This window comes from Pandoraea sp. NPDC087047, from assembly GCF_044745225.1.
GTDB lineage: Bacteria > Pseudomonadota > Gammaproteobacteria > Burkholderiales > Burkholderiaceae > Pandoraea.
Genome location: NZ_JBIUZU010000002.1, coordinates 190,320 through 215,624, shown reverse-complemented (window position 1 = coordinate 215,624; position 25,305 = coordinate 190,320). Strand labels below are relative to the sequence as shown.

Below are 25,305 nucleotides of genomic sequence, written 5' to 3'. Positions count from 1 at the left end.
CGCGCAAGCTTCAGGATCCTGGACGGGGAGGGCATCATGACCACCGTGGTAGTCGTCAAGAAGGCAGGTGAGATCGCCATTGCCGCCGATTCGCTCGTGACGTTCGGCGATACCCGGCTCTCGCAATCGTACGAAGAGAACCGCAAGGTTTTCCTCGTAGGCGATTCCTATGTCGGTCTGGCTGGCACGACCGCGCATTTCCCGGTCATGCGCGCCATTCTCTCCGGCATGGCGGACGAATGCCGTCTGCATTCGCGCGACGAAGTTTTCCGCACGTTCTGCCGCGTCCATCAGAAGCTCAAGGAAGAGTATTTCCTCAACACGAAGGAAGAGGAAGACGACCCGTACGAGTCGTCGCAGATCACGAGCGTGATTGCGAATCCGACAGGCATCTACGGGGTTTATTCCTACCGGGAAGTGTTTGTTTTCGATCGGTTCTGGGGGATCGGTTCGGGGCGCAACTTCGCGCTCGGCGCCATGTATGCCCTCTACGACCAGGATCTGAGCGCAAGCGCCATCGCCGAAGCGGGCGTGAAGGCAGGGGCGGAATTCGACAAGAGTTCTGCCGGCCCGTTTCAGGTGCATGCGTTTCCGATCGATACCACCATCAAGTCATAAATGCGACAGGGAGACCCCGCATGAGTCTCATTGAAGTCAAAGTGCCGGATATCGGCGCAGAGGGCGTGGATGTCATCGAAGTGATGATCAAGCCCGGCGACAAGATCGCCAAGGATGCGTCGCTCATTACGCTGGAATCCGATAAGGCTTCCATGGAAGTGCCGTCCGAAGTGGCGGGCACGGTCAAGGAAGTGAAGATCAAGGTCGGCGACAAGGCCAGCGAAGGTACGCTGATCGCGATCGTCGAGGCCGAAGACGCAGGCGCCTCCAAGGCCGCGGTGTCCGCTCCCGCTGCCGCTCCGGCCGCAGCCCCCGCATCGGCACCTGCGGCTGCCCCGAGCGCACCGGCGCCCGTGGCTGCGAAGCATGCCGGCGGCGCGGACATCGAATGTGAAGTGCTCGTGCTAGGGGCCGGTCCGGGCGGATACTCGGCCGCGTTCCGTAGCGCCGACCTCGGTCGCAAGACGGTGCTCGTCGAGCGTTACGCAACGCTCGGCGGTGTTTGCCTGAACGTGGGTTGTATTCCGTCGAAGGCGCTGCTGCACACGGCGGCAGTCCTCGAAGAAGCACAGTCGCTCGGCCATCACGGCATTGCGTTCGCGAAGCCCGAGGTCGATCTCGACAAGCTGCGTGGGTACAAGGAAGGCGTGGTCGGCAAGCTCACTGGCGGTCTGGCCGGCATGGCCAAGATGCGCAAGGTGGACGTCGTGCACGGCGTTGGCGCGTTCCTCGATGCGAACCATGTCGAAGTGGTCGATCAGAACGGTAACAAGCGCGTGGTGAAGTTTGCGCAGGCGATCATCGCCGCGGGCTCCCAGTCCGTGAAGCTGCCGTTCCTGCCGGACGACCCGCGCATCGTCGATTCGACGGGGGCACTCGAGTTGCGTCAGTTGCCGAAGAAGATGCTTGTCATCGGTGGCGGCATCATCGGTCTGGAAATGGCGACGGTTTATAGCGCGCTCGGCTCCGAGATCGATGTCGTGGAAATGCTCGACGGTCTGATGCAGGGCGCCGACCGCGATCTGGTCAAGGTCTGGGAGAAGAAGAACACGAAGCGCTTCGGGCAGGTCATGCTCAAGACGAAGACCGTGAGCGCCGAGGCCAAGGCCGACGGTATTTACGTGAAGTTCGAGGGTGAAGCTGCGCCGGCCGAGCCGCAACGCTACGACCTCGTGCTGGTCGCCGTGGGCCGCAGCCCGAACGGCAAGAAGATCAGCGCGGAGAAGGCTGGTGTGGTGGTGGGCGATCGCGGGTTCATCTCGGTGGACAAGCAGATGCGCACCAACGTGCCGAACATCTTCGCTATCGGCGACATCGTCGGTCAGCCGATGCTCGCGCACAAGGCCGTGCACGAAGCGCACGTGGCCGCCGAAGCTGCTGCGGGCGAGAAGGCTTACTTCGACGCGATCCAGATCCCGTCGGTGGCTTATACCGATCCGGAAGTGGCCTGGGCCGGCAAGACGGAAGACCAGTTGAAGGCCGATGGCGTGAAGTACGGCAAGGCGGTGTTCCCGTGGGCAGCCTCGGGCCGTGCGATCGCGAACGGTCGCGACGAGGGCTTCACCAAGCTGCTGTTCGATGAAGAGACGCATCGCATCGTGGGCGGCGCCATCGTCGGCACGCATGCGGGCGATCTGATCGGTGAGCTCTGCCTGGCTGTCGAGATGGGCGCTGACGCTGTCGACATCGGCAAGACGATTCACCCGCACCCGACGCTGGCTGAATCGATCGGCATGGCCGCCGAGATGTACGAAGGGGTTTGTACCGACGTTCCGCCGGTGCGCAAGAAGTAATTCGCGAACGCGAGCGCTGACGTCAAAACCGCCATTCCACTCGGGATGGCGGTTTTTTATTGGGCGGGTAAAGTGGCCCGTGGCGTCAAAGTGGTTGGTCGGGGCTGAAAAGGTGCAAGGTGCAAGGGGCGGGTGAGCGGGCGAGCGAAATAGCCAACGCACGCCCCAAAAAGAAAACCCGGCACGAGGCCGGGTTCGAAGGGTACCTGCGGTACCGAGGAGACAACTGGGTGTTGCTATCACTTGGGGTGCAGCGACAAACGGTTGGCGTCCCCGGTAACGACCGGCAGGACGCTATCGATTACTTCTTGGCGCTGGCAGCACGCGAAGCCTGAGCGGCAGCCTTCGAGGCGACATTGGTCGCAGCAGCGAAGTTCGTCTCGGCGATTTCGACGGCTTGCTTGGTGGCCTTCTGCACGCTGTCGAATGCGCTGTTGGCAGCGGACAGAGCGGACTTGGCCAGTGCAACTGCCGACTCCGAACCTGCCGGGGCGTTCTTGGACAGGTTGTCGAACAGGACCTGCACGTTCTGCGAGCTCTCGGCCAGTTGGGCTTCCGCCACCTTGGTCACTTCGGCTTGCGTCGACGAAGCGATTTCATACAGGTGACGGCCATACGCGAGTGCCTTTTCGGCAGCCGGCTGAACGAGGTTGGCTTGCAGGGCGAGCAACTCTTGTGCGTCCTTCACTGCGAAAGCCTTCTGTGCGGTCGAAGCGGATTCGGCCAGCGATGCCTTGACGGCTTGCAGGTTCAGCTCGACAAGCTTTTCCACGCCTTCGAAGGCTTTATTGGTCAGACCAAACAGGGTTTCCAGATTGGCTTTGTGTGCAGCTGCGAGTTGCTCGGGGGTCAGAAACGACATGGCGTTCTCCTATGGTGTCATACACAACATATCGACCCACTCCGTGTTCGCTCGTTGGTTCTCACCTTATCTCGGTGAAAACACGGTTGGGGCCTTCTCAAATGAGTGCGATCTCTTTTGTGCATCGCACAATTGCTAGTGTAGAGATATTTTTGGCACTGTCAAGTTATTTTTGTGCGTTGCACAAATTCGACAAAACCTTGATAAATCAAAAGCTTGGGATCCCGTGATGGGTGTAGGGCACTGCGTTGCGGCGAACCATCGCCCCACGCGCAAAGCCTTGATTGGTGCGGCTTTGCACCGTGATCGACGCCGCGATTTGCACCATTTTGGCGCCCGGCGGACCCCTCGAGGCGATGGTACTATCGACGGGTTCCGGCACTGGTGGGACGGTCACGCGCGCTATGGCATGCACTCGTTTAGAGGTGGGCCTCGCCATTGCCGTCTGCCAGTGCCGCTGTCATTCAACGCTTTTTTGCGTGCCGTATCTGCCGGCCATTCGCATCGATGCAAGCGTTTTACAGCGACCATTTCGTCTTGCCGTTGCCTCCCGGGCACCGATTCCCCATGGAGAAGTACGCACGCCTGCGCGAGCGGGTCGCCGCCGAACTGCCGCAGGTCGAGCTGGCCGAAGCGTTGCCCGCAGATGACGTGATGCTCGGTCGTGTTCACTCGCGTGAGTACGTGGCGCGCGTGAGCGCCGGTGAGCTTGATCCGAAAGAGCAGCGCAGCATCGGGTTCCCGTGGTCGCCGCAGATGGTCGAGCGCTCGCGTCGCTCCGCCGGGGCGACGGTCGCCGCCTGCCGTGCAGCGCTCACCGATGGTGTGGCGGCCAATCTGGCCGGCGGGACGCATCACGCCTACGCCGACCGAGGCGAGGGCTTCTGCGTGTTCAACGACGCCGCCGTCGCCGCACGTACCCTGCAAGCCGAGTTAGGCCCGGACACGCGTGTGGCAATCATCGACCTCGACGTGCATCAGGGCAACGGCACGGCCGCCATTTTCGAGCACGACCCGAGCGTCTTCACGCTGTCGCTGCATGGTGAACACAACTACCCGTTTCACAAGACGACCGGGGATCTCGATGTGGCGTTGCCCGACGGTTGCGGTGACGACGATTACCTCGTCGCGCTCGGCCATGCGCTGACGGATCTCTTCGCGCAGTTCACGCCGACGCTCGCGATTTACCTGGCCGGTGCCGATCCGCTGGAAAACGACCGGCTCGGCCGGCTCGCCCTCACGCATGACGGTTTGCTCGCGCGCGACCATCGGGTATTGACGGCCTGTGCCGAGCGCGGCTTGCCCGTTGCGATCGCGATGGCGGGCGGCTACGGTCGCGACATCGGTCAGACGGTCGCGGCGCACTTCGCGACGATTCGTCTGGCCAGCCGGTTTCAGCGCGCCAGCCGTCGCGTCTATCACGCCGCAACGGGGGGTGTCCTCGTATGAGCGAGCCCCGGACGACCTCGCCGCAACCCTCGAATCGCGTTCACCCGTCGGCTGACATCCACGCAACGCCGGGCAGCGCGCGCATGGCGATCTGGACTGCGACGATGCCCTGGTGGTTCGTGCTGATCTGGAGCACCGGCTTTATCGTCGCCAAGTACGGCATGCCGAATGCCGAACCGCTGACGTTTCTCGCGTGGCGCTTCGGCTGCACGTTGATGGTGATGTTGCCGATCGCCCTCTTGACGCGCACGCCATGGCCGAGGCGGCGCGCTCACTCGTCTCACTCGTCTCACGACGCTCCTGGTGCTCATGACCCTCGTTACGCCTGCGGCCCCGACGCCGCCCCCTCAGCCACTGAGCGCATCGACTGGCCGTTGCTCGCGCATCTGGCCGTGTCCGGCATTCTGATTCAGGCGGTGTATCTCGGCGGTGTTTGGGCGGCGATCAAGCAGGGCGCGCCCGCGGGATTGGCGGCGCTGATCGTCGGCATTCAGCCGCTATTGACGGCGCTCTTCGCGCGCGTGGTCGGGGAGCCGGTGTCGCGACGTCAGTGGCTCGGGTTGTTGTGCGGGTTCATCGGTGTCGGGCTGGTCGTTGCCAACAAGGTGGGCGTTCGCGGCATTGGCGCGGGGGCGGTGACGTTGTGCGTCTTGAGCCTGTTCGCGATCACCGCCGGCACGCTTTATCAAAAGCGCTTCTGCGCGCACTTCGATTTGCGCGTTGGCACGGTTGTGCAGTTCGGCGCGGCTTTCGTGGTGACGTTGCCCGCCGCGTGGGCACTCGAGACCATGCAAGTGCGCTGGAACGCCGAGATGATCGGCGCGCTCGTGTGGTCGGTGCTCGCATTGTCGATCGGGGCGATCTCGCTGCTGTTCCTGCTGATCCGTCGCGGGGCGGCGACCAAGGTTTCCAGTCTGATGTATCTGACGCCGCCGACCACGGCGGTCATGGCATGGCTGTTGTTCGGTGAGACGCTGTCCCCGCTGAGCGCAGCCGGCATGGTCGTCGCGGCCCTGGGCGTTGCGCTCGTGATCGAGCGACGCGCTTCGTCAGCGGCAGCGTCATCATCGTCATCGACGTCCGCAGCGCCATGAGCCCTCAGCCGTAAGTCACCGCGCCGCACCTTCCATTCTCAGTAAGCCCGGAACGAATTCCTATGAAATCTCAACATCCGCAAGCGCACGCCCCGCGTTCGTCGCAACACGATGCTGCGACAGCCCCGCGCGGCGCGGCATCGCCCGAGGCTCGGGAAAGTACGCATGCGTCGGCTGTCAACGATAACGCGGGTCCGCGCGTGGAATATGTCGATGAGGCAATTCGCAGCCGACGTTCGATTCGGGCCTATTTGCCGACACCGGTGCCGCAAGCGACCGTGGCGGACATTCTCTCGGTCGCGTCGCGTGCGCCGTCGGGCAGCAACATTCAACCGTGGCAAACGTATGTGCTCACCGGGGCAGCGTTAACGCGATTGACGTCGCGCTTGCTGGAGGCATTCAACGATCCGGCGCAGCGTCTGATGCATCAAGAGGAGTATGCGTACTACCCACGCGAGTGGAGCGAGCCGTACCAGGCGCGACGTCGCAAGGTGGGCTGGGATCTGTACGGCTTGCTGGGCATCGGACGCGCCGACAAGGAGCGCATGCACGGACAGCATGCGCGTAACTTCACGTTCTTCGATGCGCCGGTCGGGCTGATCTTCACGATCGACCGGCAACTGGAGCAGGGGAGTTGGCTGGACTACGGCATGTTCCTCCAAAGCGTGATGGTCGCGGCACGGGCGCGCGGGCTCGACACCTGTGCGCAGGCAGCGTTTGCCACGTTCCATCAGGTGATTGCTGCGGACTTGCGTCTGCCGGAGACCCGAATGGTCGTGTGCGGGATGGCGATGGGCTACGCCGATCCGAATGCCGTCGAAAACGGCCTCGTCACCGAGCGCGCGCCGCTCGGTGAATGGGCGCACTTTTTAACCTGACGTAAATAAGAGGGTTGGCATTATTTGGCGAAATTTGGCGAATGTGTAATTTGGCGCGTTGCGCTGCACAAAACTGCCAGACGCCGGTTTAAGTATTTCAGCTAAGTCATTCATATTGCTTATTTTTTCGGAAGTTACTAAACTTCTCCCAAACTCGTTGCCTGCCAACCTTACGCTACTCCCAATCTATGTACGCGATCACCACCCTTGCGCGTCTGTGCCGCTCCCGTATCTGGGGTGCTGCCGTCGTGGCGATCTCGCTCGCCGCCGGTGCTCCGGCAGTCGTCTACGCCGCCGGTAAGACGAGCGAATGCTCGCCCAAGACGGCCAAGACTGCCGCCCAGAAACGCGCGTGCGCGAATCCTAAAGCGACGAAATCCGTCGCCGCTTCCGCTTCCAAAACCGGCGCCAAACGGGCTGCCGCTACGCCTGCCGTGCGCGAAGTCAAGAGCGCGAAGGCAGGCGGCAAAGCCCGTAAGCTCGCCGCCGTCGAAGACGATGGCGCTGCGGCGAAAAAGGTCGCCGTCAAACGCGTCGTCTACAAGAACGGCAAGCGCCGTGTCGTGACGTCGTATCGCACCGTCAACTTTGCACCGCAGGCACCGGAGCGTTTGTCGACCGGCCGTGCCTTCGGTCTGCACGAAACGCCCGACGCCCTCGCGCTGCGTTCTTCGGTGGCTTACGTCGTCGACGAGCGTACCGGCGAATCGCTGTTCGACAAGAACTCGCAAGCCGTGCTGCCGATCGCATCGATCTCGAAGCTGATGACAGCCATGGTGTCGCTCGACGCCGGTATTCCCATGACGGACGTCATGGAAGTGACCGACGAAGATCGCGATTACGAGAAGGGGACGGGTTCGCGTTTGTCGGTGGGCTCGCGCCTGTCGCGCGAAGACATGTTGCACATTGCGCTCATGTCTTCGGAGAACCGTGCCGCCGCAGCGCTCTCGCGTTACTTCCCTGGCGGCCGTCCGGCGTTCCTCGCGGCAATGAACGCCAAGGCGAAGCAACTCGGCATGAACGACACGCACTTCAATGACCCGACGGGTCTGTCGAGCCAGAACGTGTCGAGCGCGCGTGACCTCGTGAAGATGGTCAAGGCCGCTTATCAGTACCCGGCGATTCGTCGTTTCTCGACGGACAGCAACTACGACGTGAACACGGGTCGTCGCGAACTGCACTATGTCAGCACGAACCACCTGATCGGTCATTCGGGTTGGGAAATCGGTTTGCAAAAGACGGGCTACATCAACGAAGCGGGTCAGTGCCTCGTGATGCAGGCGAATGTCGAAGGCCGTCCGGTAATCATGATTCTGCTCGACTCGACCGGCAAGTACTCGCGCTTCGCAGACGCAACGCGCGTTCGCAAGTGGCTGCTCGAAGGCGGCGGCGCTACCCCGCAACGCACGGCGGGTAACACGCCGACGGCGCAGGTCGCAACCAACAACGGACACGCGCTGTAATTCGTGTCGCGTTAGCTGACCGCTTGACGTTCGTCGCGTAGGCCGCATAAGAAAGGCGCTCCCAAGGGAGCGCCTTTTTGTTTTCTGCGTGGTCAGTCAGCGACAGCGAGTCCACATGCCGCACATCAGTGACGATGAGATGACGCGATACCATTCGCCATCTCTTTATCTCGCAGCACCACCATGCCGCCGTGACCTGCGGCATAACGCAAGCCGCTGCCGTCCGTAAAATTATTCCGCCGTCGCGATCTGCGACAGTGCGCCGCCGATGTCCGGATTCGGGGTGTGAAAGCCGAGCGATGCGGAAATTTGCAGCGCCGTCTCGTTCAGATTGGCGAGCCATGCATCTTGCAGACGATCGGCCGGGGCGGACAGCGAAAGCCCGGCCACGAGCTTGCCGCTATCGTCGTAAATCCCCGCAGCAATGCATCGCACCCCTAACTCAAGCTCTTCGTTATCGCGGGCGTAACCCGACTTGCGTACGTGTGTCAGCTCACGTTCGAGTTTTTGCAGATCGGTGATGCTGTTGCGCGTATGTCCCGACAGCCCGGTGCGCGTAGCGTAGGCGCGCACGCGCGAGGCTTCGTCAGCCGCGAGAAACAGCTTGCCGACCGAGGTGAGATGCAGCGGCGCATGACCGCCGATGGCACGCACGACCTGCATGCCCGAGCGTTCGCTGTAGGCGCGCTCGATGTACACGATTTCGTCGCCCTGACGCACCGACAGATTGACTGTCTGCCCGGTAATGCGGTGCAGGCCGCGCATCGGCGTGAGCGCCGCGTCGCGTACCGACAATCGTGCCTTGACCAGATTGCCGAGTTCGAGCAAGCGCATGCCGAGCCGGTACGTGCCCGGATCGCAACGATCGACAAAGCGGCAGGCCACCATGTCGTTGAGGATGCGGTGCGCGGTGGACGGGTGAAGTTCGGTGGCTTGCGCCAGCTCCTTGAGACTGACGGGGTCGGCATGACCGGCAAGTGCATCGAGCAGACGCATCATGCGCTCGATCACCTGAATGGACGTGCGTGACTCCGCGCCTTGACTGCTGTCGTCTTTCATGAGGTAGGGCCGAGTTTCGTATAGCGTCGATTCTATATCATATTGTGAAAAATTCGCAGATTTCGGATAGAGGTTTCATCCGAAAAGGCGACGCACCGCTTCGGTAATCCAGCGCGAAAAGGCCGCTTTTCGGCGGCATCTTGCCCGGCCGGAAGTCATTGCCGCGCGATGTCGAGTGACGAGTTGCATTCATTCGGTGACAGAAATCTAAAGTGGACCGACGGGCGCTTCACTACCATGACCTTCATTTCCGCAACGATGTCGAGCCCCCGTCTCGCGAGCGGGTGCGTCGAGCATCAACAAGGAGGAGGAATGCATGCACGACGAATACGTTAATTATGCGCGGCACTCAACTTTGCCGATGATGGTTGACCAGTGGCCCGTTACAACGCGGCTTTACAAGAAGGGCGCATCGATCGGGGAAAAGTATTCGGAGATCGCTTCGCAGTTGGAGCGAATCCGAAATGCACAGCAGGCGCTCGGTGTGAGCACGTATGCCGTCGACAAGCTGTCTGCGGCCTTCAACAAATCCTACGACAAGGCGACAGCCGGATATTGGCGCGGCGGCCTGCGCGACCCGTTCTGGCGATGTCTCACGACGCCGAATTCGCCGGGGTTCTTTTGCTCGATGGTCGCCGATCAGCTCGAAGCGCAATGCCCCGAGCTGTTGACGCCATCTGCGAGGCGATTCCTGAAGATCCTGAATTCCTTGACGGAGATGCTTGAGGTGGAGCGGGACCTGTTGAGCCAGTACGAGCAACTCGTGAAGAGCAATGCGGCAGAGCGGCAGAGCGAGCCGCGTGGAGAATGGGATGCGTTGGATCGCGCGAAACGTCGAAGCATGGCGCTGCGCGCCGAAACGGCGCCGATGATGGAGCAGATGCGACGCGCAGTCGACCGGGCGCGCTCATGCGTGCGCCCGGAAAAGAAGCATCACGGCAAGCGTGAAGCGATCAATGGGGGGTTATACGTGGCGGCGGCCATGGTGACGGGCGTCGCGTTCCTGGTATCGACCTCGGTGATCGCGATTGCCAGTTTTGCCGTGACGATGCTGATTCGGTGCGTGAGTCTCGGAAGTATTCGTGGATTCGACAGAGAGAAGGGCTGGAAAGCCGTAGAAGGCCTTCTGGATCAGGCGAAGGAATTCATTAACAGCGAGGAGAACAACATGTATGCAACATTGACCGGAATGATCTCATTTGCTCAGGCCGACCAGGATCGATTGATTTGGGAGCAGGGGCAGAGGACTTGGGATTTGGCGAAAGCTACGCATGAGCAGATGCAGAGGACTCACGATCAGGTGCAGAGAACTAACGATCAGGTGCAGAAGACTTGGGATCTGGCCAAAGCCGCTCACGAGCAGGGGCAGAGAACCTACGAGCAGATGCAGAGAACCCACGAGCAGGGGCAGAGAACCTACGAGCAGATGCAGAGAACCCACGAGCAGCTGCAGAGTACCCAAGACCGGATGCAGAGTACCCAAGACCGGATGCAGAGAACCCAAGACCGGATGCAGAGAACCCAAGACCAGATGCAGAAAACCCAAGAGCAGATGCAGGGGCAGCTAGGGTCGCTTGACCACAAAGTAGGCTCACTTGAGCAGACCGTGACGTCACTCAGCGGTGAATTCAAGAAGATGCGCAACACGATCCTGTTCGATTCGGCCTCGCGCAGAACTGCGCCGGCGGATTCGCTGGAGGCGCCGTCCGGGACACAGGGAGCGACTGCGCGCGTGCCGATGGCGCGGGCCACGTCGCTGGACGCCTTTCAGACCTCGCGCAGTATGCGTCACCTCATGGCGTAACGCGGCATTGGGGAATCCGGGAATCCACGCTGGGCCGCTCAGGCCCGGCGACTTATAATGGCGCATTATTCCCGAAAAGAGGATTCCCCCAATGCGTGTCGGACTGTTTGTCACGTGTCTGATCGACATGATGCGGCCGGAGATCGGTTTCTCCACGCTCAAGCTGCTCGAGACCGCCGGCTGCGAGGTCGTGATTCCCGATTCCCAGACCTGCTGCGGCCAGCCCGGCTACAACTCCGGCGAGCGGGCCATCGCCCGCGATCTCGCCCAGAAATTCCTCGACGAATTCGATTCGTTCGACTACGTGGTCGTACCCTCGGGGTCGTGCGGCGGCATGGTCAAGGCGCATTACGGCGACCTCTTTGCGGATGACCCCGAACTGATGGGCCGCTACGAGCGCCTGCGTCCGCGGGTGTACGAGCTCACGGACTTTCTCGTCAATGTGCTGCACGTCGACACCGTGCCCGGCGATTACAACGGCGAAGTGACCTACCATGACTCGTGCTCGGGTTTGCGCGAACTCGGGGTCAAGGCCCAGCCGCGCGCGTTGCTCGCGAAAATGCCCGGCGTGAAGATGACCGAGATGAAGGATTGCCAGGCATGTTGCGGCTTCGGCGGCACCTTCGCGCTCAAGTACGGCAACATCTCGACGGCCATCGTCGACGAGAAGTGCGCCAATATCGCGGCAAGCGGCGCGCCCGCCGTGGTGCTGGGTGACCTGGGGTGCATGCTCAATATCGAAGGGCGTCTGCGCCGCACCGGCGACACCAAGACACGCGTGCTGCATATTGCGCAGGTGCTCGCCGGCGATGCCTAAGCTCCGCCGGTTCGGCAAGCTCGTCGCCGCCATTCTCCCGATCGTCATGCTCACGTGCGCGAGCGCAGCCGCGCGCGCGGGCAGTCTTCACTTCTCGTGAGTCGCGATGCAAGTTCAATCGATGCAATTCAAGGCGCGCGCCGGGCAAAAGCTCGCGGACCAGCGTCTGCAAGCCAATCTCAAGAAGCTCTCGACCAAGTTCGTGACGGCGCGTGCGGCCGCCATCGAGGAAATCGACTTCGAGGCGACGCGCGAAGCGCTCAAGGAGCGCCGTAATCGCGGGCTGGAGACGCTCGACGTCTGGCTGGAAATCTTCGAGCGCGAAGCCACCCGACGCGGCGCGACCGTGCTGTTCGCCGAATCGACGCAGGACGCGGCGCGTCTGATCGCCGAGATCGCGCGCAAGCACGACGTCAGGAAGGTCATCAAATCGAAGTCGATGGTCACCGAGGAGCTGCAACTCAACAAGGTGCTCGCCGATATGGGCGTGCAGTCGGTCGAGACCGATCTTGGCGAGTACATCCTGCAGATCAACGATAACGAGCCGCCGTCGCACATCATCGCGCCGGTCGTGCACAAGGATAAGGACGAAGTCGCGGACCTGTTCGCGCGCGTTCACCAGAAGCCGCGGCTGACCGAAATTCCGCTGATGACCCGCGAGGCGCGCGAGATGCTACGTCCGCAGTTTCTCTCGGCCGACATGGGCGTGACGGGCGGCAACTTCCTCGTTGCCGAAACCGGCTCCGTGGCAGTGGTGACGAACGAGGGCAACGAAGGCATGTGCACGATCATGCCGCGCGTGCACGTGGCCGTGACGGGCATCGAGAAGGTGCTACCCACGCTTGAGGATTTGGCGACGGCGATGCGTCTGCTGCCGCGTTCGGCCACCGGGCAGGGCACGTCGAACTACTTCTCGCTGCTCACTGGCACGCGTGCCGAGGGCGAAGTCGACGGTCCCGATCATATGTACTTCGTGCTCGTCGATGGCGGGCGCTCGGGGCTGATCGGCGGCGCGTTTCAGGAGATGCTGCGCTGCATTCGCTGCGGCGCGTGCATGAACCACTGCCCGGTGTATCAGAAGATCGGCGGTCACGCGTACGGCTGGGTGTATCCGGGGCCGATGGGATCGGTGCTGACGCCGAGCTATGTGGGCCTGGAGAAGACGCTCGATCTGCCACAGGCCGCAACGCTGTGTGGGGAGTGCAATCGCGTTTGTCCGGTGGGGATTCCGATTTCCGACTTGCTGCGCAAGCTGCGCGAGCGTCAGGTGGATCGCGGTCTGCGGCCGTGGCAGGAGCGGGCGGCACTCGCCGCGTGGGCGTTTGCTGCGCGACGTCCGCGTCTCTACGCAACGCTGTCGGGGCTGGGATCGTGGGCATTGAAGCGAATGGGACGCGATCGCGGCAGCATCTCGAAGCTGCCATTCGGCGGCGGATGGACCGACACGCGCGAGATGCCCGCCCCCAGCGGCAAGACGTTCCGCGCGATGTATCGGGAGCGTCGCGCGCCGCGTTGAACGATGGGGCGCTGTTGCGTTGTTGTAAAGGCCGTTGCCGACGAGGGGCGGCCGTCAACGAAAGAAGCCGGGCCGCCTGATTCGCGCAAGCAGCGAAAAGGGGCACCGGCTTTTTTCGTCCTTGGCGTTCAGACGCCCTCGGACGCCTTCAAGCACCCTCAAGTGTCTCAGGCGCGCGAGTGCAGCGCGAGACGCTTCTCGATGCGTCGTTGCAGCGCCGACAATCCCGTCGATAGCACCCAGTAAATGGCGGCACATGTGAGGTAGAGCGGCAACGGCTGATACGTCGACGCAATGACTTCCTGCGCCGAGCGCAGCAACTCGGTCACGGTAATCACCGAGACGAGCGACGTGTCCTTGATCAGGCTGATAAGGGTGTTGCCAAGGCTCGGCACTGCAATGCGCAAGGCTTGCGGCGCGATGATATAGCGCAGCGTCTGCCAGTACGAAAGTCCGAGACTGTACGACGCCAGCCACTGCCCGCGCGGCATGCCGGCGAGCGCGCCGCGCATGCTCTCCGACAGATATGCGCCGGCGTTCAGGCTGAGTGTCAGCACGCCCGCGGGTGTCGGTTCGAGCGAGATGCCGATGCCGGGCAGCCCGTAATAGATCACGAAGATCTGCACCAGCAGCGGGGTGCCGCGCATGATGCTGACGTAAGCGCGCGCGATGGCGCGAGGCAGGCGGAACTTGCCGATGCCCATGATCGCCACGACGACGCCGATCGCCAGACCGAACACCATCGACATCACGGCGAACTTGATCGTGAGCACGGTGCCCTGCAACAGCACAGGCATGGATTGGGCAGCGAGTTCGAATGGATTCATGGGGGTGTCTGGTGATATGTCGTGGAGCACAAAGACGACGGCCGGCACCCGCGTTAATGGCGTGATGCCGGCCGTGATGCGCGTGGGTAGCCCGGAGTTCGCACGATGCCGTTGATGTCGGTAATGCCGTTCATGCCATCAAACGGCGCGGCGGCGGGTGTCCCAGCGCATTCTTGCGCGGCCTGCGCGGTTTGCGTCTTACTGCGCCGGCTTCGACGTGTCCTTGCCGAACGACGCTTCCGAGAGCTTGGCGAGCGTGCCGTCCTTCTTCATCTCCGACAGTGCGTCGTCGATCGCCTTGGCGAATTTCGGATTGCCCTTGCGGAACGGAATGCCGACCGCCTGGCTGGTGCCGGGTAGCACGGCGCCCGGCTTCAACGGCAGCTTCGACGTTTTGATCAGGTACGCCATCATCAACTGATCGTTGAGTGCGGCATCGATACGGCTGGCGGCGAGATCGCTCAGATACTCGGGAGCACCCGGATACGTGCGCACGTCGATACCCGGCACGGTCTTCGCGATGTCAGCGTAATTGCTGCCGAGGCTCACGCCGAGCTTGTGACCCTTGAGGGCGTCAAGCGTGTTGAACTCACGGTTGTCGTCCTTGCGTCGGATGAGCTGCGCTGCGGAGTAGGTGTACGGCTGGCTGAAGTCGAGCGACTCCTTGCGCTTGTCGGTGATCGTAACCTGATTGACGATGACGTCGAACTTGCCGGCGAGGAGCCCACCGATGATGCCGCTCCATTCCGTCGTGACGAACTGGGCCTTGACGCCGAGACGTTGCGCGATCGCTTTGGCCACATCGACGTCGAAGCCTTCGAGCTGGCCGCCGGTGCCGCGATAGTTGAACGGGGGATAAGTCCCTTCGATGCCGATTTTCAACACGCCCGCAGATTTCACGTTGTCGAGCAGGTCGGCAGCGTGCGCAGGCGAAGTGCTCATCAGCGCGGCAGCGGCCATCGGGACGAGGCACAGTGTCTTGAGCCAGGATTTCATGATGTTGGGTTTTCCCTGTGTCGAATGAAGGGGAGCGCGATCGTGCGGCCGGTCAGGCCGTACGCAGCGCCTGCACGCATTCTCGCACCAGCTCGGGGCCGCGGTAAATCAGACCGCTGTACACCTGTACCAGACTGGCGCCGGCGTCGAGCTTGGCCTGTGCATCGGCGCCCGAGAGGATGCCGCCCACGCCGATGATCGGCAGCGCGCCGCCGAGCTCGGTGGCCAGCGCGCGGATCACGCGGTTCGAGGCGTCGAACACGGGGCGCCCCGAGAGGCCACCCGTTTCGTTGGCGTACGGCAGGCCTGCGACGGCTTCGCGCGAGAGCGTGGTATTGGTGGCGATCACGCCATCGAAGCCATGACGCGTGAGCGTGCCAGCGATCACCTTGATCTGTTCGTCGTCGAGATCCGGCGCAATCTTCAGCGCGATCGGCACGTACTTGCCATGACGATCGGACAACGCGCGTTGTTTGTCCTTGAGCTTGCCGAGCAGGGCGTCGAGTTCGTCGCCGCCTTGCAGTTGGCGCAGGTTCTTGGTGTTGGGCGACGAGATGTTGACGGTCACGTACGTGGCGTACGGATAAACCTTCTCGAGACAGATGAGGTAGTCGTCGACGGCGCGCTCGATGGGCGTATCGGCGTTCTTGCCGATGTTCAGGCCCAGCGGTCCCTTGTAGCGGGCCGATTGCACGTTTTGCAGGAACTGCTCGACGCCGCCGTTGTTGAAGCCCATCCGGTTGATGATCGCTTCGGCTTGCGGCAGACGAAAAATGCGAGGTTTCGGATTGCCCGATTGCGGACGCGGCGTGACCGTGCCGACTTCCACGAAGCCGAAGCCGAGCGCGGCGAGACCGTCGATGCAACTGCCGTCCTTGTCGAGACCGGCAGCGAGGCCCACGGGATTCGGGAAGCGAATGCCCATGACCGTGCGCGGATCTTCGGGCAGCGGTTGACCGACAAGACCACTCAGACCGAGCGAGGCGGCGCCGCGCAGCGTGGCCAGCGTCAGATGGTGGGCCTGTTCGGCATCAAGACAGAACAGGGCGCGACGGGCCAGGGGATAGAGGGGCGCAAGCACGATGTCGGGTTCGGCAGAATCGGAAAGTCGCCATTTTACCGGTATCCCGGTCGCAGAGCGCGTCTTTTTCTACGCTCTGCGTACTCCTGTTTTGTGCAGTTTCCCAAGGGGGATGAGCGCGGTGCGCACTGCCGATGGGCAGTGTCGACGGGCGGTGGGCTACTGGCCTGCGGCGTCGAGCATGGCCTCGGGCATGTCCTGCCACTGACCGTCGATCAGGCCTTGTAGCGGCCGGAAATTGGCCTTGTAGACCATCTTGCGGCTTTGCTGGATCCAGTAGCCGAGATAGACGTGTGGCAGCCCGAGCGCGCGGGCCTGCTCGATCTGCCAGAGGATGTTGTACGTGCCGTATGAGGCGCCTTCGACGTCGGGGTCGAAGAACGTGTAGACCGAGGACAGGCCGTCGCTCAGGATGTCGACCATGCTGATCATGCGCAGCGTGCCCGCGCCCTGATGCCCCGGCGGCTCGCGGAATTCCACCAGGCGCGAGTTCACCCGGCTTTGCAGCAGGAACTGCTCGTACTGCTCGCGGCTGTCGTGATCCATGCCGCCGCCCGCGTGGCGTCGCGACTGATAGCGCATGTAGAGCTGGTAATGCTCTTCGGTGTAGTGAAGCCCCGAGACGTTGACGGCGAGCGACGCGTGGCGTCGCCAGATACGTCGTTGCGTGCGGTTAGGAACGAAGCGGGCGATCGGTACGCGCACGGGAATGCACGCGCGGCAGCCGTCGCAATACGGACGATAGGTAAATACCCCGCTGCGACGGAACCCGGCGCGCACGAGTTCGCTGTAGACGTCCGAGTTGATCAGATGGCTGGGCGTGGCGACCTGCGAGCGTGCCGTGTGACTGTCGAGGTAGCTGCAAGGGTAGGGCGCCGTTGCGTAGAACTGAAGGGCAGACAGCGGAGAGAGCGGCAGTTCGTTCGGATGGGTCACTGCGAAACCTCGTGAGCCTTATCTGCTGCGTTACCGTAGGCCAGCGCGCTGAGCATCTGTTTGTCCAGACGCCAGGCCGGTGCGGGGGCCGTGACCGCCTTTTGCACGTGTGCCAGAAAGGCCTGGCGGGGAATTTCGCCGCCGCCAAGTGACGCCAAGTGAGCGGTACTTTGCTGGCAGTCTATCACCTCTATTGCGTGTGTGCGTGCAAACGCGACGAGCGCGGCCAACGCGATTTTCGAGGCGTCGGTGCGCTTGGCAAACATCGATTCGCCGTAGAACATGCGTCCGAGCGATACGCCGTAAAGGCCGCCGACGCGCTCGCCTTCGAAGAACGTCTCCACACTGTGCGCGAGTCCGGCGTCGTGCAGGGCGCGGTACGCGGCGACGATGGCCGGCGTGATCCAGGTGCCGTCTTGACCCCGGCGCGGTGCCTGCGCGCAGGCTTGCATGACGGCGGGGAAGTCGGCGTCGAGGCGGATTTCCCAGGCGTTGTCTCGCAGCACGCGGCGCAGCAACTTGCGGAAGTTATGACTGACGACGAAGTTCTCGGGCCGCAGCACCATGCGCGGATCGGGGCTCCACCAGAGTACCGGCTGGCCCTGCGAGTACCACGGGAAGATGCCTTGCCGATAGGCCGCGAGCAGGCGTTGCGGCGAGAGGTCGAGTCCGGCGGCGAGCAACCCCGGGGCGTCGCTCGACGCATCGAGCGCTTCATCGACCGAGGGGAAGGGATCGTTTGCTTCGAGCCAGACGACCATGGTGACGTTAGCCTTGCGGGGATTTCGTCGACATCATGGCGGGGGCGCTGAGCTCGACGAAGGTGACGGCGAGGCGCTCAGACACGCAGCATGGGCGTGAGAATGTCCTCGGTGTGCGCCGTGTGCACCGGCAACGACGGCACCGGTGCGCCCGGGAGCGCAACTGCGGTGTCTTGCGGCGCTTCGAGGTGCACGCCGAAAGCGCCGGCGCGGCGATCTTCAAAGAAGAAGCGCAGCGTCTTTGCGACGGTCGGGAAGGCAATGTCGTCCCACGGAATGTCGTCTTCCGAGAAGAGGGCGACTTCGAGGCTCTCCTCGCCGGCGGCGAACTGCGGCTCGCGCATCTGCGCCAGATAGAAGATGTGAACCTGATTGACGTGCGGTACGTTGAGCAGCGAGAACAGCGCGCCGACTTCAACGACTGCGCCGGCTTCTTCCAGCGTTTCGCGCGCGGCGGCCTGCGACGTCGTTTCCCCGATTTCCATGAAGCCCGCGGGCAGCGTCCAGTATCCGAGTCGCGGCTCGATGGCGCGCTTGCACAGCAGCACCTGATCGCCCCAAACAGGCACCGTGCCGAGCACGTTGCGCGGGTTCTGATAGTGGATGGTGCCGCAATGCGTGCAGACATGCCGCTCGCGGTTGTCACCGGGCGGAATGCGCAACTCGACCGGATGGCCGCAGGCGGAACAGAATTGGATGGGAGGGCGTCGGTTCATGGTTGCTGCGAGTGTATCACCGGCAAAGCGCGCTGTGCGGCGACGCACACAGGGTGTCGGGATAACCCGTGGTGCGGGGCGACACGGCGGTTTTCAACGGCACGTGAGCGAGTATTTGAAAAATATTCGGCATGTCATGTTGCACTGCGATGGCAATTGCCATATAATCTAATTCTTCAGACGCGGGGTGGAGCAGTCTGGCAGCTCGTCGGGCTCATAACCCGAAGGTCACAGGTTCAAATCCTGTCCCCGCAACCAAATTGAAAAGCCTGATTTCCACAAGAAATCAGGCTTTTTGCATTTCTGCGTTTGTTTTTGTCCACTTGTACTACGTGGCATGTGTGGTTCCTGTGAGTGCTCTGATGAGCGTTGCACGGAACATGGATGCCGCCGCGACTTCCTCGCGCACTCTACATACGTATACGTCACGCCAACGATATCCAATCACGGGTTTCTTTATGTCTGGCATCTTCAGCACGAACGAAAGCGAATTCGACGCGATCGCCGAACTTTGGGAGGCCTCGGTGCGTGCGACGCACGATTTTCTGAGCGATGACGATATTGCGTGGTTGCGTCCGCGCATTCGCAATGATTATCTCGGGGCGGTCACATTGCGTGTGTTCCGTGACGACGCCGGCGTCATTCGCGGTTTTCTCGGGGCCTCCCCGGGCAATGTCGAGATGCTGTTCGTTGCGCCTGAAGCGCGTCGGCAGGGCATTGGTGCCGCGTTGCTCGCCTACGCGGTTCGCGAGCTTGACTGCACGAGTGTCGACGTCAACGAGCAGAACCCGCAGGCGTTGGCGTTCTATCGTCGAGAGGGATTCGAAGTGACGGGACGCTCGGCGTTAGACGGCCAGGGGCGGCCGTTCCCGCTGTTGCACATGCGGCTGGCTACCGCGCCGCCGGCAGCAGACGCTGTTTGATCTTCGTGCCGAACACGTTGACCACGAGGCCCGACATGACGAGCACAGCACCCGCGATTTGCGGCGTGGTGAGTTGTTCGTCGAGCAGCAGTGCGGCCGATGCCAGCCCGATGATCGGCACGAGCAACGAGAACGGCGCGACCTGACTGGCGGGGTAACGCGTCATCAGGCGGCCCCACAGCGAGTAGCCGACAAGCGTTGCGATAAAGGCGAGGTATGCGATGGCGAAGATCGACGACGCGGAAATATGCGTGAGCGAGTCCGCGATTTGCTGGGGCCCTTCAAACCAGTAGGAGAGCAGGGCGAACGGAATCGGTGGGATCAGGCTGCCCCAGACGACGAGGCCGACCAGATCGACCTTGCCGATTTTCTTCGTGACAATGTTGCCCGTCGCCCAGCTCAGCGATGCGCACAGGGTGAGCACGAAGCCGATCAGCGTCATGGCGCTGCCGCCTTGCATGCCGATGATGGCGAGGCCGGCCGCGGCGATCAGCAGACCGATAACGTTTTGCACCCGGAAGCGTTCGCCCAGGCACAGCACTGCGAGCGCGAGAGTGAAGAACGCTTGCGCTTGCAGCACGAGCGACGCGAGTCCCGCGGGCATGCCGACGTACATTGCTGTAAACAGGAGGGCGAATTGCCCGAACGAGATCGTGGCGCCGTACGCGATCAGCCATAGCCACGACACTTGCGGACGTTTGACGAAGAAGATCGCGGGGAATGCTGCGAGCAGAAATCGGAGTGCGCCCAGCAACATTGGCGGGACGCCATGCAGGCCGACCTTGATGACGACGAAGTTCACGCCCCAGGCGAGTACGACGATCAGTGCCTGCAAGAGATCCTTCGGTGCCATGCTGGCGTCTCCTTGTCTTGTATTGGTTATTGTCGCAAGGCGAAAGTGTACTCCCGGGACGTCGACGTGTCGTGTGAAAATCCCGTCGAAAGGCCCGTTGCGGCGGGCGCTGGATGGGGTTGTACGGTTCGTTCGCCCCCGGCGAACGATGAGGGCATGACGTATACTTTGGGTTTCGTTTATCAAGAGACGTCGTCTTGCGAGCGCTTCAGGTTGCCTGTCTTGGGTCACCTGCTCGTACGAGACGACGTTTGCCGTATCAGAGGAATTTGCATGAACCTGCCTGCCCGCCGCGTCAGCGTGGCGCCGATGATGGATTGGACGGATTCGCATTGCCGGGTCTTCCACCGTCAGTTGTCGCGTCACACGTGGCTCTATACCGAGATGGTGACGACCGGTGCGTTGTTGCACGGCGATGTCGCGCGTCATCTCGATTTCGATGCTATGGAGCATCCCGTCGCGTTGCAATTGGGCGGTAGCGAGCCGCAGGATCTGGCGCGTGCGGCGAAGCTTGGCGAGCAGTGGGGTTATGACGAGATCAACCTGAATTGCGGATGCCCGTCGGAGCGCGTGCAGCGCGGCGCATTCGGGGCGTGTCTGATGGCTGAGCCGACGTTGGTGGCGGACTGCGTCAAAGCGATGCGCCATGTGGTGCAAGTGCCGGTGACGGTCAAGCATCGCATCGGTATCGACGACGTCGAGTCGTTCTCGTTCGTCGAGGACTTCGTCGGCAAAATTGCGGAAGCGGGTTGCACGACGTTCATCGTTCATGCGCGCAACGCCATTCTCAAGGGGCTGAGCCCGAAGGAGAATCGCGAGATCCCGCCGCTGAAGTACGACTATGCGTATCGTCTCAAGCAAGCATTTCCGCAGTTGGAGATTCTGATCAACGGCGGCGTGAAGACACTCGACGAGGTCGAACTACATTTGCAGCACGTCGACGGCGTGATGCTGGGCCGAGAGGCGTATCACAATCCATACGTACTGGCGGAGGTGGATGCGCGCTTCTATAGTGATGCGTCGCCAGTGAAGTCACGTGAAGCAGTCGAGGATGCGCTGATCGAATATGCGGCGTCGCAAGTCGAGAAGGGGCAGTATCTCGGCGCGATTACGCGTCACGCGCTGGGCCTGTATCGCGGCGTGCCGGGCGCGCGCGGATGGCGTCGCGTGTTGTCGGACCCGAAGCGTCTGAAGGCGGGCGTCAGCGCCTTTGAAGAAGCGCGAGCGCAGTTGCGTGCGGGCGCGTTCACCGAACGTGACGATGCGGAGTCGGTGGCCGCGGCGTGAGGCGATGGGTGGGGCGCTGTCTGACAGTGTCGGGCATCGCTCATCGGCATCGAAAGGCGACGTTCAGCGATGGGCGTTCGCCGCGTGAGAAGACGATGTCGCGCATCGATCATGCACGCGAGAGAAGAAATCTTTCGATGAAGTGAAAAAAGTGTTGGCAACACGATAAAAACGTCGCTATAATCTTGTTTCTGTTCAGCGAGCAAGTCAAGGCGCTGATCACGGCGGTGGCCGTAGCTCAGTTGGTAGAGTCCTGGATTGTGATTCCAGTCGTCGTGGGTTCGAGTCCCATCGGTCACCCCAAAATCCCCTTGTAGTTCAAAGCGCTAGACGCGTCTTTCTTTCCCGATCCGGGAAATCTTCCCGATAAAAATCAAATTTTTCCGCATCACATCGGATGCTGATGTGCGTTGCATTCGACATCGGTCGCAGCGTTTACGCGTTGTCGAAAGGGGGCGCCTGCAAGCTCACCTATGACGCACTGGTAAAACGAAATACTCAAAGCTATTAGTCATCGGATCAAGGCCGACGGCTCCGGAGAAGTCGTTGCTGGCCTCGCATATCAACGAGTCTTTGAAACGCTCCTTGTCGATGTCGATTGGCATCGGAAAAAAGTAATAGGGCGCTAGCCCAGCCTCATTCAGCCATTCGCCACGACCAATCTCACTCAAATAACGCAATTAGTCAGTCGGGATGCCCGGTATCGTTCAGCAACAACGGCTATCTCTGAAGCCTGTCGCTTTGCCAGGTTCGCAAAAAGGGGAATCCCTTGCGGCTGCAAACGAGTCAGATGCTCATACATGGTGGGGCTGCCAGTTCAGGCGTTGTTCTTGTGGCAATTCTCGGAAGGTTCTCAACGATTGGCCGTCTCATACACGCGTTGCGTTTGCCGCACGTCGGCATGTTGTCGCAAATCCATACGCAGAAAAAAGCCCGCATTGCACGGGCTTCTTTACGTTTTAAAGGCGCGGCGTAGTCGGCCGTGCCTTCGGGGTGGCGGGCAAGTCCGCCATCATGGAGCGAACGCTTGCCCGAATCACCGTGTCTCGCAAGGCGTCGATATCACGTGTCGAGGCGCCTTTCGGTTGAATGGCCGCTGTGTTGAAGCGCTCCAGCGGGACAAGCCCTCCGGTGCGACCTTGTACGTTGATTTTCGGAGACACGCCAGAAACCGCCGTGCAAACCGTGTCTCCGCCGCTGGAAATCTGAGTGCAATTGTAGATCAGGACGATTTCATAGCGTTCTGCAGGAAACCGCGTCACATATTCGCGCGTCACGATATCGCTGATGAGCGCCGCGGGGTCGGCTGGCTTTCCGTCGCCGAAGAAAGAAACCGTGTATTCGCCGGCCGCGATCGCGCCGAAGGACGCGGAAAGTAGCGTCAACAGCACCCCGAGTTTCGCTTTCATACCTTGATATCCTAAGTGATTTTGTCAACTTGCTCAGGAGTGTAACGGTATTTGACGGACGGTCTTGAGCGAGAACTGCGCGCACACGCCGCCGCCGATCGAGCGGACTCGTCAATCATTGCGACAGGGCGCGCCCGCGCATCAATTCCACGAATTCCCGCTTTGCGTGGCGGTAAATGTCCCCGGCGAACTATTCTGAAAGGCGGCTTGCCCCGCACTGAGATCCGTGACGCTATTACCCGCGAATTTGCCCGTGCCCGTCACGCCCTTGGCGATCCAGACGCCTTGCGCGCCGAAGATGCTGACGTCCATGCCATTGCCGGACGACGGATCCTGAACCCGGTTGCCTTGCACCAGCACATGCTTGCCGCCCGCCACGCGTAACGCGTTCGCCCAGTACGGTGCGACGGACGTGTTGTTGAGGATTCGCGTGCCGTCCATCTGACTGTTGGTGCCGGCGTCGCCAGCGTCGGAGTCGGTGGCGATGCCGTCGTCGCCGGTGCCGCGAACGAAGTTGTTCTGCGCCGTGAGGTTCAACCCGAGCTTTCGCGGATCGAGCGTGTTGCCGTTGTTCAGGTTGATGCCGTCGCCCCAACTGTCGGCAACGCGGCTGTCGCGAATCGTGCCGTTGCTGCCGCTCAGCCACTGGGCGTCGCAGTGCTGAATCCAGACCCGTTCGATCAGCCAGCCGTTGCCTTGCGACGTGATGCCGTAATCGTCGCCGCCATCGCCGCCGATGCCGCGATAGATCGCGTTCGAGTCGATCGACACGTCGCGGATGACCGAGTTCGTCCCGAGACGGACGTTCGAGCGCCACCGCTTGGACGGCGGCGGCAGTGGCACGTTGCGATAGATCGTCGAATACCACATGCCCGCGCCGTTGACCGTCACGCCCGTGAGATCGAGCCCGCCCGACGCCAGGCTGCTGACGCGGTACTTGCCCGGCGGAATCCTGTCGGGAGCGCCCGTGTGCGGCCCGGAGGCGGGAAGGTCGGTCGGGAGATGGGGAGATGCACCTCATACTCCCCGCACTGGCGACTCGGCGATGCGTTCGTATCGAGCGTTTTCGCGTGCGTCCACGCTTCTCGGCACGTGTTCGACGGAGTCTAGTGACCGGGGAATGGCGAGGCAAGCATGCCGCGCGACTGACTTCGGAAGGGGCGACGCGATTTCGCGTACGTGAGCATTGGCGTAATGAAATTGAGCATTCGCGCGCCGAAGTTCGCAAAGTTTGATCTACGTCTAATTCCCCGTTCGACGCATGCCGCCAGCGGGCAACGGGCCGTCCATAATGGATTCGTCATGTTTTCATGACCCTGTCTTGCCGGGAGTGTCATGGTGCCCCATGCGCCCCGGTTTTGAAGCCCGCCTCCCTTAGGTGGGCTTTTTTTCGTCCGTGAGCGACGTCTTTCGGCGGCGTGCCGTTGCGATGTAACTCATAGAGCACGAACGTGCTACGATTTTCTGACAGGCAGGGCGTTTTTGGGATATTCAGGACATCGCGGAGACGGCAATGGCTATTTTCCTGCACGGCGGCCTAGGTCTTGGCAACGACGGCGAATCCGTGCGTTTCAACGTCAACGTCGACGGCAACATCCGGAGTTGCGTGATCGGGCGCGCCGCGCTGAACCGTCTCGCCGGTACCGACGCGAGCGGCGAAGCGCTTTTCGACCAGTTCGTCGATTTCGAGGACGACATCGTCGAACTTGCGGCCCAGGCGATCGCCAAGGGAGCCGCCACGGAACCCATCGTCGTTGGCACGGACTGAGCTTGCCCTGAATCGGTATTGAATGTGCCCCGCGTACGCCTGCCAGCCGCGCGGGCTGAGGTTCCTGCATCTCGCCAACCGGAGGCTGTCATGAGCTACACATCGCATGAGCAGGTCTACGAGTATCGCGCGGGCTATCAAATCCGCGTTCGTGCATTCCAGAGTGAGTACGCCGGTCCGTGGGACTATCTGGTGCAGGTCAGCCGCCACGGCACCCCGGAAGGTCCGGAGGTGCGCTCGCCCGACGGGCACCGCGACAACCGCCAGGACGCCGAGATGGCCGGTCTCAAAGCCGGAGAGCGTATCGTCGACGAGGTGCTGGGCGACGAGCAGTACGACTGAGGCCGATGGGGCAGGGTCGTATCCGCACCGATCACCGATCTGCGGGCCTGGCC

General features: G+C 61.9%; 24 protein-coding genes and 2 tRNA genes. 15 read left to right on the top strand and 11 right to left on the bottom strand.

The features are described from left to right. Nucleotides 1–36 precede the first annotated feature (36 nt). Entirely contained in the window at nt 37–618 is a 582-nt protein-coding gene (locus ACIPHM_RS03650) for a 20S proteasome subunits A/B (RefSeq protein ID WP_010807268.1), read from the top strand. 20 nt (nt 619–638) lie between these two features. Then, a complete protein-coding gene (gene lpdA / locus ACIPHM_RS03645; RefSeq protein WP_400324657.1) occupies nt 639–2,411 on the top strand; it encodes a dihydrolipoyl dehydrogenase in 1,773 nt (590 codons plus the stop codon). Between the two features lie 301 nt (nt 2,412–2,712). On the opposite strand, the gene ACIPHM_RS03640 is transcribed toward lpdA, so the two are convergent. Next, complete coding sequence (locus tag ACIPHM_RS03640; protein ID WP_400324655.1) at nt 2,713–3,273, bottom strand: phasin family protein; 561 nt, start codon at nt 3,271–3,273, stop codon at nt 2,713–2,715. A gap of 507 nt (nt 3,274–3,780) precedes the next feature. Here ACIPHM_RS03640 and ACIPHM_RS03635 point away from each other — a divergent pair. The 4 genes from ACIPHM_RS03635 (at nt 3,781) to pbpG (ending at nt 8,157) form a co-directional block, all read left to right on the top strand. Further along, nucleotides 3,781–4,722: a histone deacetylase gene (locus ACIPHM_RS03635; protein ID WP_400324653.1), complete on the top strand. Its 942-nt coding sequence runs from the start codon at nt 3,781–3,783 to the stop codon at nt 4,720–4,722. Between the two features lie 83 nt (nt 4,723–4,805). Then, on the top strand, nt 4,806–5,816 hold the full coding sequence (locus tag ACIPHM_RS03630) for a DMT family transporter (protein ID WP_400325313.1): 1,011 nt from the start codon (nt 4,806–4,808) through the stop codon (nt 5,814–5,816). Nucleotides 5,817–5,878: 62 nt separating this feature from the next. After that, the gene (locus ACIPHM_RS03625) at nt 5,879–6,694 is read left to right on the top strand and encodes a nitroreductase (RefSeq protein ID WP_400324651.1); all 816 of its coding nucleotides are present in this window, start codon (nt 5,879–5,881) and stop codon (nt 6,692–6,694) included. Between the two features lie 188 nt (nt 6,695–6,882). Continuing rightward, nucleotides 6,883–8,157 carry a D-alanyl-D-alanine endopeptidase gene (pbpG, locus tag ACIPHM_RS03620; protein ID WP_400324649.1) on the top strand — a complete coding sequence of 425 codons (1,275 nt, stop codon included), beginning with the start codon at nt 6,883–6,885 and terminating at the stop codon, nt 8,155–8,157. Between the two features lie 231 nt (nt 8,158–8,388). On the opposite strand, the gene ACIPHM_RS03615 is transcribed toward pbpG, so the two are convergent. After that, nucleotides 8,389–9,216, bottom strand: a complete 828-nt coding sequence (locus ACIPHM_RS03615) for an IclR family transcriptional regulator (protein ID WP_400324647.1) — start codon at nt 9,214–9,216, stop codon at nt 8,389–8,391. 316 nt (nt 9,217–9,532) lie between these two features. Between ACIPHM_RS03615 and ACIPHM_RS03610 the strand changes: the two genes are divergently transcribed. The 3 genes from ACIPHM_RS03610 to ACIPHM_RS03600 all read left to right on the top strand — a co-directional run bounded on the left by ACIPHM_RS03610 (nt 9,533) and on the right by ACIPHM_RS03600 (nt 13,353). Next, the gene (locus ACIPHM_RS03610) at nt 9,533–11,020 is read left to right on the top strand and encodes a hypothetical protein (protein ID WP_400324645.1); all 1,488 of its coding nucleotides are present in this window, start codon (nt 9,533–9,535) and stop codon (nt 11,018–11,020) included. 91 nt (nt 11,021–11,111) lie between these two features. Next, nucleotides 11,112–11,837, top strand: a complete 726-nt coding sequence (locus ACIPHM_RS03605) for a (Fe-S)-binding protein (protein WP_400324643.1) — start codon at nt 11,112–11,114, stop codon at nt 11,835–11,837. A 106-nt stretch (nt 11,838–11,943) separates the two neighbouring features. Continuing rightward, nucleotides 11,944–13,353 carry a lactate utilization protein B gene (locus tag ACIPHM_RS03600; RefSeq protein ID WP_400324641.1) on the top strand — a complete coding sequence of 470 codons (1,410 nt, stop codon included), beginning with the start codon at nt 11,944–11,946 and terminating at the stop codon, nt 13,351–13,353. A 167-nt stretch (nt 13,354–13,520) separates the two neighbouring features. Here the strand turns inward: ACIPHM_RS03600 and ACIPHM_RS03595 are convergent, their stop codons facing one another. The 6 genes from ACIPHM_RS03595 to ACIPHM_RS03570 all read right to left on the bottom strand — a co-directional run bounded on the left by ACIPHM_RS03595 (nt 13,521) and on the right by ACIPHM_RS03570 (nt 18,652). Then, entirely contained in the window at nt 13,521–14,180 is a 660-nt protein-coding gene (locus ACIPHM_RS03595) for an amino acid ABC transporter permease (RefSeq protein ID WP_400324639.1), read from the bottom strand. Between the two features lie 198 nt (nt 14,181–14,378). Then, on the bottom strand, nt 14,379–15,140 hold the full coding sequence (locus tag ACIPHM_RS03590; RefSeq protein WP_400325311.1) for a transporter substrate-binding domain-containing protein: 762 nt from the start codon (nt 15,138–15,140) through the stop codon (nt 14,379–14,381). Between the two features lie 88 nt (nt 15,141–15,228). Continuing rightward, the gene (locus ACIPHM_RS03585; protein WP_400324637.1) at nt 15,229–16,257 is read right to left on the bottom strand and encodes a quinone-dependent dihydroorotate dehydrogenase; all 1,029 of its coding nucleotides are present in this window, start codon (nt 16,255–16,257) and stop codon (nt 15,229–15,231) included. A gap of 159 nt (nt 16,258–16,416) precedes the next feature. After that, the gene (locus ACIPHM_RS03580; protein ID WP_400324635.1) at nt 16,417–17,193 is read right to left on the bottom strand and encodes an arginyltransferase; all 777 of its coding nucleotides are present in this window, start codon (nt 17,191–17,193) and stop codon (nt 16,417–16,419) included. Continuing rightward, nucleotides 17,190–17,954 carry a leucyl/phenylalanyl-tRNA--protein transferase gene (aat, locus tag ACIPHM_RS03575; RefSeq protein WP_400324633.1) on the bottom strand — a complete coding sequence of 255 codons (765 nt, stop codon included), beginning with the start codon at nt 17,952–17,954 and terminating at the stop codon, nt 17,190–17,192. Before aat ends, ACIPHM_RS03580 begins: the two co-directional genes overlap by 4 nt. Nucleotides 17,955–18,031: 77 nt before the next feature. Next, a complete protein-coding gene (locus tag ACIPHM_RS03570; protein WP_400325309.1) occupies nt 18,032–18,652 on the bottom strand; it encodes an NUDIX hydrolase in 621 nt (206 codons plus the stop codon). A 199-nt stretch (nt 18,653–18,851) separates the two neighbouring features. Here ACIPHM_RS03570 and ACIPHM_RS03565 point away from each other — a divergent pair. Next, nucleotides 18,852–18,928 (top strand) — tRNA-Met (locus tag ACIPHM_RS03565). Nucleotides 18,929–18,930: 2 nt separating this feature from the next. Further along, nucleotides 18,931–19,593, top strand: a complete 663-nt coding sequence (locus tag ACIPHM_RS03560) for a GNAT family N-acetyltransferase (RefSeq protein WP_400324631.1) — start codon at nt 18,931–18,933, stop codon at nt 19,591–19,593. Here ACIPHM_RS03560 and ACIPHM_RS03555 read toward each other — a convergent pair. Next, nucleotides 19,562–20,446, bottom strand: a complete 885-nt coding sequence (locus ACIPHM_RS03555; protein ID WP_400324629.1) for an EamA family transporter — start codon at nt 20,444–20,446, stop codon at nt 19,562–19,564. The genes ACIPHM_RS03560 and ACIPHM_RS03555 overlap by 32 nt on opposite strands. Nucleotides 20,447–20,719: 273 nt before the next feature. Here ACIPHM_RS03555 and dusA point away from each other — a divergent pair, with 273 nt between their 5' ends. Then, nucleotides 20,720–21,733 (top strand): tRNA dihydrouridine(20/20a) synthase DusA, encoded by a 1,014-nt coding sequence (dusA, locus tag ACIPHM_RS03550; protein WP_400324627.1) that lies wholly within the window; start codon nt 20,720–20,722, stop codon nt 21,731–21,733. 227 nt (nt 21,734–21,960) lie between these two features. Then, nucleotides 21,961–22,036 (top strand) — tRNA-His (locus ACIPHM_RS03545). A 656-nt stretch (nt 22,037–22,692) separates the two neighbouring features. On the opposite strand, the gene ACIPHM_RS03540 is transcribed toward ACIPHM_RS03545, so the two are convergent. Then, nucleotides 22,693–23,142: a hypothetical protein gene (locus ACIPHM_RS03540; protein WP_400324625.1), complete on the bottom strand. Its 450-nt coding sequence runs from the start codon at nt 23,140–23,142 to the stop codon at nt 22,693–22,695. A 141-nt stretch (nt 23,143–23,283) separates the two neighbouring features. Then, complete coding sequence (locus ACIPHM_RS03535; protein WP_400324623.1) at nt 23,284–24,033, bottom strand: hypothetical protein; 750 nt, start codon at nt 24,031–24,033, stop codon at nt 23,284–23,286. 622 nt (nt 24,034–24,655) lie between these two features. On the opposite strand from ACIPHM_RS03535, the gene ACIPHM_RS03530 reads away from it, so the two are divergent. After that, on the top strand, nt 24,656–24,910 hold the full coding sequence (locus ACIPHM_RS03530; RefSeq protein ID WP_400324621.1) for a DUF1488 family protein: 255 nt from the start codon (nt 24,656–24,658) through the stop codon (nt 24,908–24,910). Nucleotides 24,911–25,000: 90 nt separating this feature from the next. Next, entirely contained in the window at nt 25,001–25,252 is a 252-nt protein-coding gene (locus tag ACIPHM_RS03525; protein WP_400324619.1) for a hypothetical protein, read from the top strand. Nucleotides 25,253–25,305 lie beyond the last annotated feature (53 nt).